Origin of the sequence: Marinobacter sp. UBA2498 (assembly GCF_002341575.1) — a bacterium.
In the GTDB taxonomy this organism is placed as follows: domain Bacteria; phylum Pseudomonadota; class Gammaproteobacteria; order Pseudomonadales; family Oleiphilaceae; genus Marinobacter; species Marinobacter manganoxydans.
In genome coordinates this window covers 53,593-67,767 of sequence record NZ_DDOI01000122.1, presented here as the reverse complement: position 1 = coordinate 67,767, position 14,175 = coordinate 53,593, and the positions used below count along the sequence as shown (strand labels likewise).

The window sequence follows — 14,175 nt, the reverse complement described above, 5'->3', positions numbered from 1 at the left end:
ACTTGGGCACGATGAACAGGGAGATGCCCTTCACGCCGGCAGGCGCGCCCTTGACCTTGGCCAGAACCATGTGAACGATATTGTCAGTGATCGACTGCTCACCACCGGAGATGTAGATCTTGGCGCCCTTGATCAGGTAATGGCCATCATCCGTGGGCGAAGCCGAGGTGCGGATGTCTGCCAGGGAAGATCCGGCGTGGGGTTCGGTCAGGGCCATGGTGCCGCTGGAGCGGCCGCTGAGCATGTGCGGCAGGAAGGTGGTTTTCTGCGCCTCGTCACCAAAAACGCGGATGAGGTTAGCGGCGGCGGCGGTCAGGAACGGGTAGCCGGCAGTGCCGGGGTTGGCCGCAGTGAAGAAGCCGTTGCAGGCTGCCATGACGGACTCTGGCAACTGCATGCCGCCCAACTCATAGTCATAGCGCCCCGCAATGAAGCCGGCCTGGGCATAGGCGTCGAAGGCTTCCTTGACCTGCGGCAGCATTTCGACCTGGCCGTTGACGAACTTTGGTTCGTCCTTGTCGGCGGCGCTGTTATGGGTGGCAAACTTTTCCCGTGCCATCTTGTCGGCGGTTTCAATGACGGCATCGAAGGTGTCGCGGTTGTGTTCGCTGAAGCGCTCGCGGGTGGTGAGGTTTTCGGTATCGAGAACTTCGTAGAGCTGGAACGCCAGGTCGCGGCGGTCGATCAGGGTGTCGGTCATGCTTGGTCTCCTGTTTGATGTCGTTAGCCTCTCACAACTGGTTTTTCCTGGAAACCGGCGTTTATGACATAATTATGGTCAACATTGCCACTGATGACCTAATTTGGAGTTTGCATGCGAACGGTCTCTGTTATCGGTTTTGATGGCGCTTTAGCCAGCGCCATCACTGGCATTATTGATCTTTTCCGTCTTGCCGGCGTTACCTGGGCGCGGATTAACGATGAAGCGCCGACACCCCGGTTCACAACCCGGCTTCTGACGAAGGACGGAGCGCCCTGCCGCTGCATTAACGGACTGACCATTCAGCCAGACGGAGCCTGGAACGATTTGTTACCGGGTGGCGACGACAGCGATCTGGTGGTGATACCGACTATTGGTGGTCCTATCGAAGTCGTTCTGGCGGGGAATTCGGAGCTTATTGAATGGCTGAGCGCATTTCGGTCTTCAGACGCCGGGCAGGTGCGGGTAGCCAGTAACTGTACCGGGGCGTTCATGCTGGCCGAGGCGGGGCTGCTGGATGGTCGTCAGGCGACGACGCATTGGGGCTTCAGCCATCAGTTCCGCCAGCGCTTTCCGGCGGTGAACCTTCAGCCGGACAAGCTGGTAACGGTGGACGGCGACATCGCCTGTGCCGGGGGCGGCATGGCCTGGTGGGATCTGGGGATCTATCTGGTCGAACGTTACGCGGGGGCTCAGGTGGCGCGGGAGCTGGCGAAGGCGTTTGTGATTGATGCGGGGCGGACCAGTCAGGCGCCTTATAGTGCCTTGCAGGCTCGCCGTTACCATTCTGATGCCGCCATTCTGAAGCTGCAGGACTGGCTGGACAGTCATTACCGGGACCCTGTTACCCTGCAACGCCTGGCTTCACTCAGCGGACTCACCGAGCGTTCTCTGATTCGCCGATTCAAGGCAGCCACTGGCGACACGCCCACCGGGTATCTACAACTTCTCAGGATTGAGGTGGCACGTCAGCATTTGGAGAAATCGCGGCTACCGATTGATGAAATCACTCAGTTGGTGGGCTACGAAGACGTGAGTTCCTTCACGCGTCTGTTCCGCAAACATACCGGGCTTTCACCGGGTGCCTACCGCTCTCGCTTTGTCAGGTAATGTCTGGTCGGTCCTGACTGGCCCGGGTTATGCATTGGTTTCCAGTGAAGGCCAATGTTCGGCCTGAAACGTAAAGAATACCGACAGGTGTCACTATGGGGAGGTCCGCCATGAATGCACCGATCAGACAAAGCCAGGCAGAGATTCTGAGCAGGCTGTACGACATGAAGCGCAAGCAGATCGAGCAGGCACTGCAGCAGGGAAACAGCCTTCGAAGTCAGGTACTTGAAGCTGAAGCCGAGGCGATTTCAAATGCCTTGAAAGCCTCCCGCTAACCAAACCCTTCTATCCGGAGCCATACTTCTTCAAACGCCGGCTCCAGCGCTGCTTCGCATACCGGCGGAGGTTCGAGACATTATCGGTTTCATCCATGATTTCCGTGCCCAAAAGTGTCTCCAGTATGTCCTCCAGCGTCACTATTCCCAGCCAGGTTCCCAATTCGTCATAGACGACGGCCAGGTGTTGCCGCTCTCGCAGCATGTCCGAAAACAGGAATTCGATGTTGGTGTTGCCTTTCACTCGCTTGATCTTGCGCATGTGGTCGAGCAGGTCGACATCGGAATCGAGGTTGATCAGGTCTGCCCGATGCAGGTACCCGAGCGCCTCGCCTTCCTCATCGATTACAGGGTATCGGGAGAACGGTGATTTGCTGACCTGCTCCCGGAACTGGTCGTAAGTGATTCCCGGATCAACGTATTTGCAGACCGTCCTTGGTGTCATCACAGAACTGACCTTGATCTCGTGGAATCGCAGGACGTTGTGAATCATGCGCCGTTCGTCTTCGTCCAGGGCCTGCTGATCCTTGCCGATCTCCGCCAGGGCGCTGATCTCCGCACGGATATCAACGTCGGCCTCACCAGACCCAATTCGACGGGTGACCTGTTTGGACAACCAGATGAACGGCAGCAGCGCCTTGATCATGAATCCCAGAATAGCTGGCAGCCGTGGCGCAATACTCCGCCAGTATTTGGCGCCAATGGTTTTGGGAATAATTTCCGAGAATATCAGGATAGCCAGGGTCATTACCGCAGAGGCAATTCCGAGCCACGCTTCCCCAAAAACCACCGTCACCTGGGCGCCAACGCCGGTGGCGCCCACGGTGTGGGCAACCGTGTTCAGTGTAAGGATTGCAGACAGGGGATCGTCCACATCGTCTTTCAGTTTTCGCAACCGGGCGAAAAGCTTCGGCTTCTCTTTTTTCAGTGAGGCGATGTAGCTCGGAGTCACCGAAAGCAGGGCCGCCTCTAGAATGGAGCATAAAAAGGAGAAGCCAATCGAGAGCACTGCGAAGGCAATTAGTAATGTCATAATTTGGCTGCGACTTCCGTTCCCTGCCGGATGGCCCGTTTGGCGTCCAGTTCTTCGGCGACGTCTGCACCGCCGATCAGATGCGCGGTCACCCCAGAGTCCGATAACTCGTCGAAAAGTTCCCGATAAGGTTCCTGGCCTGCACAAATAATCACATTGTCCACGGCCAACACCCGGCTCTCCGTGACCTTGCCATCTTTGTCGGTCAGGGAGATATGCAGCCCCTGGTCGTCAATCCGCTCATAGCGACAGCCCCTCAGCATCTCGACTTCACGGTGCTTCAGGCTGTTGCGGTGCACCCAACCCGACGTCTTGCCCAGACCGCCGCCGACCTTGCCGGTTTTTCGCTGCATCAGGTAAATCTTTCGGGGCGACGGTGTTGGCTGGCGCTCGGCCAAGCCTCCGGGGCCATCAAAATCCGGATGAACGCCCCACTCTGCCTGCCAGTCGGCAACGCTGACCTGCTCGCCTTCGGGATGGTGGCTGAAGTCGTGCGTCAGGAACTCGCTGACATCGAAGCCTATACCGCCGGCACCAATAACCGCCACAGTCGCACCAACCGGTTTGTTGTGACGGAGCACATCGAGGTATCCGAGCACCTTGGGATGATCGATGCCTTCAATTGCCGGTGTTCTCGGCTTCACGCCAGTGGCGATCACCACATCATCAAAGCCCTGGGCCTTGAGTGAGTCCGCGTCCACGCGCGTGCCCAGCTTCAGGTCGATCTCCAACAGCTCTATCTGGCGCTGGTAATAACGAAGGGTTTCGTAGAATTCTTCCTTGCCCGGGATGCGTTTGGCGTAGTTGAACTGACCGCCAATCCGATCGTCTGCGTCGAAAAGGGTCACCTTGTGGCCCCGTTTCGCGGCGGTGGTCGCTGCTGCCAGCCCCGCAGGTCCGGCCCCCACCACTGCGACCCGGCGCACAACCGGCGCTACCGTCAACACCAGCTCGGTTTCGTGGCAGGCCCTCGGGTTTACAAGGCACGATGCCCGCTTGGCCTGGAAGGCATGGTCAAGACACGCCTGGTTGCAGGCAATGCAGGTGTTGATTTCGTCACTGCGCCCCTGCTCGGCTTTGCGAACAAACTCGCTGTCCGCCAACAGAGGCCGGGCCATCGACACCATATCCGCCTTTCCGGCAGCGAGAATCTCTTCTCCTTTTTCGGGGGTGTTGATGCGGTTGGTGGTACACACCGGGATATCCACTTCGCCATAGAACTTGGCGGTGACATCGGCGAAGCCGCCCCGGGGAACCGAGGTAACGATGGTGGGCACCCGGGCTTCATGCCAGCCAATCCCGGTATTGATGATGGTGGCTCCTGCCCGCTCAATGGCCTTGCCCAGTGTCACAATCTGTTCCCAGGTCTGGCCACCCTCGACCAGGTCCAGCATGGACAGCCGGTAGATAATGATGAATTCAGGCCCAACAGCTTCGCGCATACGGCGGACAATCTCCACGGGCAGGCGCATACGGTTCTCGTAAGGGCCACCCCACTTGTCCGTTCTCTTGTTGGTCCGCTCACACAAAAACTGGTTGATGAAATAGCCTTCGGAGCCCATCACCTCAACGCCATCATAACCCGCAAATTTGGCGAGCTTCGCGGCACTGACGAAATCGTTGATCTGCCTTTCAACCCCTTTCGAGGAAAGGGCGCGGGCCTTGAACGGGCTTATCGGGGCCTTGGTTGCCGATGCCGAGACAATCAACGGCTGATAGCCATAACGCCCTGCGTGCAGGATCTGCATACAGATCTTACCGCCTGCCTCATGCACCGCACCGGTCACATGACGATGCAAAAGAGCCGTTGCCCGATTGTTCATGGTTGAGGCAAGCGGGGCCAGCTGCCCAACCAGATTGGGCGAGAAACCGCCCGTCACCATGAGCCCCACGCCACCTTCTGCGCGCTCGGCAAAGTACCGCGCGAACTTGTGGATGTTCCAGAACCTGTCTTCCAGGCCCGTGTGCATGGACCCCATCAGCACTCGGTTCTTAAGTTCAGTGAAGCCGAGATCCAGGGGTTTCAGAAGGTTGGGATAGATGTCGCTCATGGGACTCTCTCAGTAAATATTTATCGCGAGTATACACTTGATCAATGGCAAGTTGACTTGACCTTCCAGACGGGGCACGTATCATCGGCAATCAAGTTTCATTGACGGAGCAACCATGACCGCAAGGTCCTTCGGCTGCACAAGAGTTACCCGCCCACCTGTGACCGCTGACATAGCGCGGCACCGGGGACGTTTACCGTACTTCCCGGACCCGCCTGTTTTCTGCTGATCCACCCCACCTTCCATGCCGTAAGGGCATCGGTGCTCAATGTGCAGGGTGGCCGGCCGGAGACTAGACTCAGGCAAACATGCCTTCAATACTCACGTAAAAGAAAACCAATAACGAGGTTGCGATGTCGCTACCGCTGGTTGTTTTACTGCCTTTTCTGGGTGCTTTAGCCGCACCGCTGTTCGCCCAGGGCGGCAGAACGGCGATTGCCGTTGCATCTTCTGTACCCGCGTTGATCGCACTCGCTGCCCTTTTCCCCCATTGGGAAACCCTTGCTGACGGCGGCGTTGTGCTGCACAGCTACGAATGGCTCCCCGCGCTCGGCCTCTCCTTCAGTTTTCGTCTGGACGGGCTGTCCCTGCTGTTCGCTCTGCTGATCCTGATCATCGGGCTGCTGATCATTCTTTACGCCCGCTATTACCTGAAAGCCCATGAAAACGTCGGCAAGTTCTACGCCCTGCTGCTGTGCTTCAAGGGATCGATGCTCGGCATCGTGCTCTCAAGCAACCTCCTCCTGATGATGATTTTCTGGGAACTGACCAGCCTGACCTCGTTCCTGCTGATCAGTTTCTGGACCCATAAACAGGACGCCCGCCGTGGCGCCCGGATGGCACTCGCGGTAACCGGCGGCGGCGGCCTTGCACTGCTCGCCGGCATCCTGATCATCGGCAACATTGTTGGCAGCTTCGAGCTTGATGACGTGCTGGCAGCCGGAGACCAGATAAAGGCTCATGCCATGTATCCGGTCGCCCTGACCCTGGTTCTGCTGGGCGCGTTCACCAAATCGGCCCAGTTCCCGTTCCATTTCTGGCTGCCTCACGCCATGCAGGCACCGACACCGGTATCTGCCTACCTGCACTCGGCTACCATGGTCAAAGCCGGCATCTTTCTCATGGCCCGGCTGTATCCGGCCCTGGCAGGTACTGAACAGTGGTTCTACATGGTCAGCTTTACCGGCATGGCCACCATGCTGCTGGGCGCCTACACCGCCATGTTCAAGCACGATCTGAAAGGCCTGCTGGCCTATTCAACGGTGAGTCAACTGGGCCTTATTACCCTGCTGTTCGGCATGGGCACCCAGCTTGCGGCCGTTGCGGCGATTTTCCACGTGATCAACCACGCCACGTTCAAAGCCTCCCTGTTTATGGCCGCCGGTATCATCGACCATGAAACCGGCACCCGGGATATGCGCCGCATTAACGGGCTCTGGCGTTTCATGCCGCACACGGCCACCCTGGCCATGGTTGCTGCCGCATCGAACGCCGGGGTGCCGCTGCTGAACGGCTTTCTGAGCAAGGAAATGTTCTTCGCCGAATCACTGGCGCTGAACCTGCCGGGGCTCTGGGCCTGGCTGCCACCAATCGTGGCGACCCTGGCGGGCGTCTTCACGGTGGCTTACTCCGCACGTTTTATCCACGACGTTTTCTTCAACGGCAAGCCGGTTGATCTTCCGATCTACCCTCCACACGAGCCTCCCCGTTACATGAAGATCCCGGCGGAGATTCTCGTGTTTGCGCTCGTCATGATCGGCATCTTTCCGGCCATCTCGGTCGGCCCGCTGCTTTACATGGCGGCATCCGCCACATTTGGCGGCAATGTGCCGGATTACCAACTCGCGGCGTTCCACGGTTTCAACCTCCCGCTGATGATGAGTTTTTTCGCTTTTGCCGGCGGTTTGCTCATGTACAGCCAACGCCAGCGCTTTTTCGATTTTCACGCACGGTTCCGGGAAATCGATGAAAAGGCCGTATTCGAGAGCGTTGTTCTGCGGATTGTAGACTTTGCCAACAGCGTGACTTCACGGCTGGAGAACGGCTCGCTACAGCGCTACGCTCTGCTGCTGTTTGTCAGTGTGATCGCTGTTGCAGCAATGCCATTGCTTGATCTGGGGGTCTTTGTCGGTGAGAACGGCCTGAGCCCGGTGGATGCGCCAACGGCGATTGCGGCCGCTGTGCTGATACTCTGCGCTTTTGCAACGGCAGGACTGCACCGACAGCGTTTCTATGCACTGGTACTGTTGAGCGTTGTAGGACTGGTCGTAGCTTTGGCCTTCGCCCGCTTTTCGGCACCGGACCTGGCCATGACCCAGCTCTCTGTGGAGGTGGTGACGATTGTTCTGTTGATGCTGGCCATCTACTACATGCATCCCTGGACGCCAGTCGAAACACCTCTCAAACGTCGTCTCCGCGATGTGGCCATTGCGGCGGTCGCAGGTATTGGCATGACACTGGTGACGCTTGCCATGCTGACCCAGCCATTCAGCTCGATCTCCGAGTTCTTCCTGGAGAACAGCAAGCCGGGCGGAGGCGGCACTAACGTGGTCAACGTCATTCTCGTGGACTTCCGGGGCTTCGATACCCTGGGCGAGATCACGGTCCTGGCCATTGCCGCCCTGGGCATCTACGCCATGCTCAAAGACACCGTATTGACGCCACCGCCCAGCGATGGCGCCGGCCACGCATGGGCCCGGGATGCGCACCCGCTGATGTTGAGCCTGATTGCCCGGCCAATGTTACCGCTTGCCCTGATGGTGTCCGCATTCATTTTCCTGCGCGGCCACAACCTGCCGGGCGGCGGGTTTATCGCCGGTCTTATTACCTCGATTGCGCTGATTCTCCAATACATTGCCAGCGGCATGGAGTGGACAGAGGATCGAATCCGTCTGCGCTACCACAACGTCATCGGGCTGGGCCTGCTGTTCGCAACGGTTGCCGGGCTTGGCAGTTTCGCCTTCGGCTACCCGTTCCTCACATCCACCTTCGATTACATCACCTGGCCGGTGGTGGGCAAGTTCGAGGTTGCCTCGGCCCTGATCTTTGATCTCGGCGTCTACCTGGCAGTTATCGGTGCTACCCTTCTGTCGCTGGTGACTGTCGGCCGGTTGTCGCCCCATTCTGCGATTAAACCCAAACAGGAGAGTGCGTAATGGAGCTCGTTTTCGCACTGGTTATTGGCGCACTGACGTCGTCCGGCGTCTATCTGATTCTGCGTGCTCGGACCTTTCCGGTAGTGGTCGGCCTGACGCTTCTTTCTTATGGCGTCAACCTGTTTCTGTTCTCCAGTGGACGCCTGGCGACCGGTCAGCAGCCGATCATCGGCACTGCAGCCAGTTACTCTGACCCTCTACCACAAGCCCTTGTACTTACAGCCATTGTGATTGGCTTTGCAATGACTGCGTTTGTTGTAGTGCTCTCCCTGCGCAACCTGGCGGACAATGAGGACGATCATGTGGATGGGAAGCAGCCTTACAAATCACCCGCACCGGAGGAAGAATCGGAGGTTACCGGTAAATGAACCACTGGCTTACCGCTCCTGTTCTTATTCCCCTGCTCGGCGGCATTCTCCAGGCTTTTATGGGCTACGCGCCTATCCACCTGAGGCGGACGCTGGCGCTGGCCACAACGGTATTGATGCTAGTATCCGCCGTTGTGCTCCTCGTAATGGCAAACGATGGCAGTTATCGGATCTATGCATTCGGTAACTGGCAACCACCTTTCGGGATCGTGCTGGTGCTGGATCGACTGGCCGCCCTGATGCTGATAATGACTGCCATTCTGGCCCTTTTCTGCCACCTCTTCGCCATAGGCGGTGCCGATGAAGGAAACCGTCAGTTCCATGGCCTGTTCCTCTTCCAGCTCATGGGGCTAAACATTGCTTTCCTCACCGGCGACCTGTTCAACCTGTTTGTTGCTTTCGAGGTTCTGCTCATCGCCTCATATGGTCTGCTGATGCATGGCGGCGGGACAGTCAGAACCGTTCCGGGCCTGCACTATGTCGTGCTTAACCTGATCGGCTCTGCCGTGTTCCTGATCAGCGTCGGCATGATCTACAGCGTTACCGGCACTCTGAACATGGCAGATCTCGCGGTCAAGGTTCCGCAAATCTCCGGAGAAGGCCTGAACATCGTCAAGGCCGGAGGCATGATGTTACTGGTGGTCTTCGGCCTTAAAGCAGCCATTCTGCCCCTTTGCTTCTGGCTACCACGGGCCTACTCAAAAGCGACGGCGCCGGTTGCGGCATTGTTTGCGGTTATGACCAAAGTTGGCATCTACGCCATTTTACGGGTCTATCTGCTTATCTTCGGCGACGATGCAGGCGAGCTCGCCAATCTCGGCATGGACTGGCTGTTCCCGATCGCCCTGGCCACCCTGGCCATGGGCGTTATCGGCGCACTGGGCTCCGGCACTCTGAAGACCCTGGTCGCCTGGCAGGTCATCATTTCGGTGGGCACCTTGCTGGCGCCGATTGCACTTGGTTCTCAGGCCGGATTGTCTGCGGCGCTTTTCTACCTGCTAAGCACAACGTGGACGGTGGGCGGCCTGTTCCTTGTTTCTGAGCTGGTCGCTAACCAGCGCGGTTCGGCGAAAGACCGCATTGTTACAGCGCCTAAAATGCAGAGCCGCACCTTCCTCAGTGTCCTCTTCCTGGTGGGTGCCGTGGCAGCGGCCGGCCTGCCGCCCCTGAGCGGTTTCTTTGGCAAGGTGCTGATTTTGCAGTCTGTTGAATCGGGAACCGAGATGGCCTGGCTATGGTCAGTACTGCTGATCGGCAGCTTCCTGACCCTCATTGCCTACAGCCGCGCTGGTAGCATCGTGTTCTGGCGCACCGTGGATGGTCATCTGGAAAAACCGGATCCGCTCAATGGCCGAATTTCCGTGGCAGCGGGAGCACTCACTGCCATGGCCATTGTCATGGTAGTGCTGGCTGGCCCCATTATGAACTATACCGATGCAACTGCAGCGCAATTGCACAACAGCGACGCTTACATCGAAATCTTGCAAACACCCATGGTCAGGGAGGGCAGTTAATGCTCGATCGCCTCAGTTTTCCTCAGCCCTGGCTAAGTCTTACCTTGTTCGCCACCTGGCAGTTTCTGAGTGACGGCATAAGCGGGGGCAGTGTCGTCCTGGGCATTGTACTTGCCTGGGGCATACCCCAACTGACCCGGGGGTTCTGGCCCGACCGCCCCGCTGTAATCAGGGGCTGGCGGGCGCCAGCCTACGCGTTGCGGGTTCTCTGGGATATTATTGTTGCCAGTGTTGAAGTAGCAAAGCTCATACTCAGCCCGCGGCAGCCTCGCCCGATGTTCATCTGTTATCCTCTTGAGCTGGATCACCCACTCGCCATCAGCATACTGGTCAGCACTATTTCATTGACGCCCGGAACGGTCGGCGCCGATGTCAGTGATGACAACAAACTGATTCTCATCCATTCACTGGACGCCGAGGATGAGCAGGAAGTCATCGACACGATTCGAGCCCGTTATGAGAGGCCACTGCTGGAGATGTTCCGATGATTCTTATTGCGCTCTACATCACCATCGCCATGGTCACGCTGGCAGCCTTACTGAACGTCTATCGCGTGATCAAGGGGCCGGATGCGCCCGATAGAGTGTTGGCACTCGATACTCTTTACGTCAATGCCATCGCACTTATCGTGCTGCTTGGTATAACGCTACAAACACGGATGTACCTCGAGTCCGCCCTGCTCATTGCGGTGATGGGATTCGTCGGAACCGTTGCAATGGCAAAATACCTCAAGCGCGGCAGCGTTATTGAGTAACCCGGAGAAAACCTGATGAGCACCTTCGCCGAATATGCCGTTTCCGCTTTGCTGCTTGTAGGCGGCGCCTTTACCCTGATCGGAGCGATTGGCCTGGCCCGCCTGCCGGATTTTTACACCCGCCTGCATGGCCCGACCAAGGCAACCACGGTCGGCGTGGGCGCCATTGTTGTCAGCTCGGTGATTTATTTCAGTACCCTCGGCAGGGGCATCGGCATTGAAGAGGTTCTGATCACAGCCTTTCTGTTCATGACGGCACCCGTCAGCGCTAATTTCCTGGCCAAAGCCGCCATGCACCTGGAGGTCAAAACCACAGAAAACACCCGCGGCCAGACCTGGGATCAATAAAAGGTTCAACCCAAAGAGTTGTTGAGTCGATTGCCGCTTAACAGCGTATGATCCAAGTGCAAAGGCCGGAATCTGATAACTGCATAACGCTAAGAACTGGGTTCTAACGGAGCACCCTTAAATGATGTTACTGGCTGTACTATCGGGTTTTTTAATGGCATTTGCCGTGCCGGCGCTCCGCCGCTTCGCCGGCCAACACATTGGATGGCTTCTGGCGCTTCTTCCGGCATCGCTTACCGTATACTTTGCCAGCCTTGTTCCCTCAATCAGCCGTGGTGAAATCCTTCTGATTGAGAACCAGTGGATGCCGGGCCTCGGCATAACCCTCGATTTCATGGTAGACGGCCTGTCTCTGGTTTTTGCCCTTCTAATCAGTGGCATCGGTACATTCATCCTGATTTATGCCGGCTCCTATCTGAAAGGCCACAAAGATCTGGGACGATTCTACGTCATCATGCTGTCGTTCATGGCGTCGATGCTGGGGCTGGTTTTATCCGATAACCTCATCGCGTTTTTCGTTTTCTGGGAGTTAACCAGCATCACCTCCTACATGCTGATTGGCTTCAACCACGAGGACGAGGAAGCGCGCAAGTGTGCACTTCAGGGGCTTTTCGTTACCGCCGGGGGCGGGCTCGTCCTGATGGCAGGTTTGATATTGCTCGGCTTCATTACCGGAAGTTACTCGTTTACTGAAATACTTGCTTCCGATCTGCAAATTCAAGAACACGCCTTTTACACCGCAGCGACGATTTGCATTCTCATCGGCGCTTTCACGAAATCAGCTCAAGTGCCTTTCCATTTCTGGTTGCCCAATGCCATGGCGGCCCCTACGCCGGTTTCTGCTTACCTACACTCGGCAACGATGGTCAAAGCGGGCGTTTATCTGTTGGCCCGTCTCAATCCATCCTTGGGCGGAGATGCGCTTTGGAGTGGCTCACTGATGCTTTTCGGTGCTGCAACTATGCTGACCGGTGCTTATCTGGCGTTCAGCAGCACTGGTATCAAAAAGGTACTGGCCTACTCCACGGTCATGGCCCTGGGTACCCTGACCATGCTGATCGGGGTCGGTACAGAGCTGGCTATCACCGCTTTCATCTGTTTCCTCCTTGCCCATTCCCTTTACAAGGGCGCCTTGTTCATGCTCGCCGGTGCACTGGACCATGAGACCGGCACCAAGGACATCACAAAAATGGGAGGTCTCAGGCAAAGCATGCCTCTTACCGCGGCAATCACCTGCCTGGCCGCGCTCTCGCTGGCAGGCTTGCCGCCCCTGTTTGGTTTCGTTGCCAAGGAACTAATGCTCGAATCACTGCTCAAGGCTCCGGCGTGGTCCTTGGGCCTCCTGGTGGTGGCCGTCGCGTCTGCCATGTTGGTGGTTGCGGTCGCAGGGCTGGTTGCCATCAAGCCGTTTTTTGGCGAAGTACTCAAGACCCCGAAGCAGCCCCACGAGGCGCCTTTTGCCATGCTGATTGGCCCCGCCGTGCTGTCGCTCCTGGCATTGATTTTTGGCGTGGTTCCCTTTGTACCAGCTGGCATCCTGCTGGACGCCGCGATTTCGTCAGTTCATGGCGCAGCGGTTGAGACCGCCCTCGCCTTGTGGCACGGGGTGAACGTACCGCTGATTCTTTCAGTGGTCAGTCTGCTGATCGGTTCGCTGCTGCTCTACAAGTGGCAGCGCCTGCAACCCAATCTCTGCGCCCTTAACACCGCCGGCAGCCGCTTTGGTCCGGAGGCTGGCTATTTTCGGTTCATGCTGGGCATCACCCAGGTGGCCGACTGGCAAACCCGGCTTCTGCAGAACGGCGTCCTCGGGATTTACCTGCTGATTCTTGTGCTGGTGACCTTCGGTCTGACCGGCTACACCTTGCTCACGCGTCACGGCTTCGAACTGAGTTTTGATTTCAGCGACGGCTATTTCTATGAATTCGGTATTGCTCTGTTGCTGGTGGTTTCCACGCTCTTCGCCTGCGCCAGCAGGTCCCGCCTGGGTTCAGTTGCCTCCGTTGGGGTCACTGGCTTTGGCGTCGCCCTCATCTTCATCCACTTCAGCGCCCCGGACCTGGGTATTACCCAGCTGCTGGTGGAGACCCTGACCGTAATTCTTCTGGTGTTGGTGCTCTTCAAACTGCCGCCTTTCGTCAACCTTTCGTCCCCATTGGAACGCTATCGGGACCTGGCGGTGGCCGTTTTCGCGGGCATAGTGATGACCCTGCTGATTCTGGCTGCAATGGATATACAGTTCTTTGAAAGCATTTCCAGCTACTACATCGAAAACAGCTCGGAACTGGCCTTCGGCAAAAACATTGTGAACGTGATCCTGGTTGACTTCCGACAGCTCGATACACTGGGTGAAATCTTCGTGCTTGGCCTGGCTGCCATCGGCGTCTTTTCCATGATCAAATTTAGGGCGGAGGACCAGCACAGACCATGAGATCCAGCTCCCTGATTCTGAACACAGCCGCCCTGGCTATTGTCCCGCTTCAGTTGATGTTTTCGGTGTTTTTGCTGCTGCGCGGCCATGACGAGCCCGGCGGCGGATTCATCGGTGGGCTGGTTGCGGCCAGCGCCTTCGTGCTCTATGCCTTCGCCTTCGGCGCCCGGTCAACTCTTCGACTGCTGCGCGTCAGTCCCCGAGATATCCTCGCCGCCGGGCTGCTATTTGCCTTGGCGTCCACTATTCCCGCTCTGCTGTCGGGCCAACCACTGCTAACGGCCCACTGGTGGCAGTTTCCCCTACCCGGAGAGAGCTACCTGAAGCTGTCAACGGTGCTGATCTTCGACATTGGCGTGTACCTCGCGGTTTTGGGCACGCTGATGACCTTTGTAATCAGTCTGATGGAGGTCAGAGAATGAGCCTAATCATCTTT

General features: G+C 57.4%; 13 protein-coding genes. 10 read left to right on the top strand and 3 right to left on the bottom strand.

Annotated elements, in window-relative coordinates:
• The coding region (locus B2W52_RS17230; RefSeq protein WP_286803791.1) for an acyl-CoA dehydrogenase family protein at positions 1-700 on the bottom strand (700 nt) is incomplete at its 3' end.
• A gap of 114 nt (positions 701-814) precedes the next feature.
• On the opposite strand from B2W52_RS17230, the gene B2W52_RS17225 reads away from it, so the two are divergent.
• Together B2W52_RS17225 and B2W52_RS17220 are read left to right on the top strand one after the other, a co-directional pair.
• The gene (locus B2W52_RS17225; protein ID WP_053112755.1) at positions 815-1,810 is read left to right on the top strand and encodes a GlxA family transcriptional regulator; all 996 of its coding nucleotides are present in this window, start codon (positions 815-817) and stop codon (positions 1,808-1,810) included.
• Positions 1,811-1,920: 110 nt separating this feature from the next.
• On the top strand, positions 1,921-2,085 hold the full coding sequence (locus B2W52_RS17220) for a hypothetical protein (protein ID WP_008173988.1): 165 nt from the start codon (positions 1,921-1,923) through the stop codon (positions 2,083-2,085).
• A gap of 10 nt (positions 2,086-2,095) precedes the next feature.
• On the opposite strand, the gene B2W52_RS17215 is transcribed toward B2W52_RS17220, so the two are convergent.
• Together B2W52_RS17215 and B2W52_RS17210 are read right to left on the bottom strand one after the other, a co-directional pair.
• Positions 2,096-3,118 (bottom strand): CNNM domain-containing protein, encoded by a 1,023-nt coding sequence (locus tag B2W52_RS17215; RefSeq protein ID WP_008173984.1) that lies wholly within the window; start codon positions 3,116-3,118, stop codon positions 2,096-2,098.
• Positions 3,115-5,169 (bottom strand): NADPH-dependent 2,4-dienoyl-CoA reductase, encoded by a 2,055-nt coding sequence (locus tag B2W52_RS17210; protein ID WP_273069517.1) that lies wholly within the window; start codon positions 5,167-5,169, stop codon positions 3,115-3,117. The genes B2W52_RS17215 and B2W52_RS17210 overlap by 4 nt, the downstream gene beginning before the upstream one ends.
• Positions 5,170-5,522: 353 nt before the next feature.
• Here B2W52_RS17210 and B2W52_RS17205 point away from each other — a divergent pair, with 353 nt between their 5' ends.
• The 8 genes from B2W52_RS17205 to B2W52_RS17170 all read left to right on the top strand — a co-directional run bounded on the left by B2W52_RS17205 (position 5,523) and on the right by B2W52_RS17170 (position 14,161).
• Complete coding sequence (locus B2W52_RS17205; RefSeq protein WP_008173981.1) at positions 5,523-8,324, top strand: monovalent cation/H+ antiporter subunit A; 2,802 nt, start codon at positions 5,523-5,525, stop codon at positions 8,322-8,324.
• Positions 8,324-8,692, top strand: coding sequence for a Na+/H+ antiporter subunit C (locus B2W52_RS17200; RefSeq protein ID WP_008173979.1), 369 nt, complete (start codon positions 8,324-8,326; stop codon positions 8,690-8,692). Before B2W52_RS17205 ends, B2W52_RS17200 begins: the two co-directional genes overlap by 1 nt.
• Positions 8,689-10,206 carry a monovalent cation/H+ antiporter subunit D gene (locus tag B2W52_RS17195; RefSeq protein WP_008173978.1) on the top strand — a complete coding sequence of 506 codons (1,518 nt, stop codon included), beginning with the start codon at positions 8,689-8,691 and terminating at the stop codon, positions 10,204-10,206. The genes B2W52_RS17200 and B2W52_RS17195 overlap by 4 nt, the downstream gene beginning before the upstream one ends.
• On the top strand, positions 10,206-10,694 hold the full coding sequence (locus tag B2W52_RS17190) for a Na+/H+ antiporter subunit E (protein WP_008173975.1): 489 nt from the start codon (positions 10,206-10,208) through the stop codon (positions 10,692-10,694). The genes B2W52_RS17195 and B2W52_RS17190 overlap by 1 nt, the downstream gene beginning before the upstream one ends.
• Positions 10,691-10,960 carry a K+/H+ antiporter subunit F gene (locus tag B2W52_RS17185; RefSeq protein WP_008173972.1) on the top strand — a complete coding sequence of 90 codons (270 nt, stop codon included), beginning with the start codon at positions 10,691-10,693 and terminating at the stop codon, positions 10,958-10,960. Before B2W52_RS17190 ends, B2W52_RS17185 begins: the two co-directional genes overlap by 4 nt.
• Before the next feature lie 15 nt (positions 10,961-10,975).
• Positions 10,976-11,308, top strand: coding sequence for a Na+/H+ antiporter subunit G (locus tag B2W52_RS17180; RefSeq protein ID WP_008173971.1), 333 nt, complete (start codon positions 10,976-10,978; stop codon positions 11,306-11,308).
• A 121-nt stretch (positions 11,309-11,429) separates the two neighbouring features.
• Positions 11,430-13,739, top strand: coding sequence for a putative monovalent cation/H+ antiporter subunit A (locus B2W52_RS17175; RefSeq protein WP_286803790.1), 2,310 nt, complete (start codon positions 11,430-11,432; stop codon positions 13,737-13,739).
• Positions 13,736-14,161 carry a Na+/H+ antiporter subunit B gene (locus B2W52_RS17170; protein ID WP_008173968.1) on the top strand — a complete coding sequence of 142 codons (426 nt, stop codon included), beginning with the start codon at positions 13,736-13,738 and terminating at the stop codon, positions 14,159-14,161. Before B2W52_RS17175 ends, B2W52_RS17170 begins: the two co-directional genes overlap by 4 nt.
• The last annotated feature ends 14 nt before the right edge of the window (positions 14,162-14,175 follow it).

What these genes read in the sequence shown, in the direction of transcription:
- B2W52_RS17220 (WP_008173988.1), top strand. Translation starts at nt 1,921, where the DNA reads ATGAATGCACCGATCAGACAAAGCCAGGCAGAGATTCTGAGCAGGCTG.
- B2W52_RS17190 (WP_008173975.1), top strand. Translation starts at nt 10,206, where the DNA reads ATGCTCGATCGCCTCAGTTTTCCTCAGCCCTGGCTAAGTCTTACCTTG.
- B2W52_RS17200 (WP_008173979.1), top strand. Translation starts at nt 8,324, where the DNA reads ATGGAGCTCGTTTTCGCACTGGTTATTGGCGCACTGACGTCGTCCGGC.
- B2W52_RS17205 (WP_008173981.1), top strand. Translation starts at nt 5,523, where the DNA reads ATGTCGCTACCGCTGGTTGTTTTACTGCCTTTTCTGGGTGCTTTAGCC.
- B2W52_RS17215 (WP_008173984.1), bottom strand. Translation starts at nt 3,118, where the DNA reads ATGACATTACTAATTGCCTTCGCAGTGCTCTCGATTGGCTTCTCCTTT.
- B2W52_RS17225 (WP_053112755.1), top strand. Translation starts at nt 815, where the DNA reads ATGCGAACGGTCTCTGTTATCGGTTTTGATGGCGCTTTAGCCAGCGCC.
- B2W52_RS17185 (WP_008173972.1), top strand. Translation starts at nt 10,691, where the DNA reads ATGATTCTTATTGCGCTCTACATCACCATCGCCATGGTCACGCTGGCA.
- B2W52_RS17175 (WP_286803790.1), top strand. Translation starts at nt 11,430, where the DNA reads ATGATGTTACTGGCTGTACTATCGGGTTTTTTAATGGCATTTGCCGTG.
- B2W52_RS17170 (WP_008173968.1), top strand. Translation starts at nt 13,736, where the DNA reads ATGAGATCCAGCTCCCTGATTCTGAACACAGCCGCCCTGGCTATTGTC.
- B2W52_RS17195 (WP_008173978.1), top strand. Translation starts at nt 8,689, where the DNA reads ATGAACCACTGGCTTACCGCTCCTGTTCTTATTCCCCTGCTCGGCGGC.
- B2W52_RS17210 (WP_273069517.1), bottom strand. Translation starts at nt 5,169, where the DNA reads ATGAGCGACATCTATCCCAACCTTCTGAAACCCCTGGATCTCGGCTTC.
- B2W52_RS17180 (WP_008173971.1), top strand. Translation starts at nt 10,976, where the DNA reads ATGAGCACCTTCGCCGAATATGCCGTTTCCGCTTTGCTGCTTGTAGGC.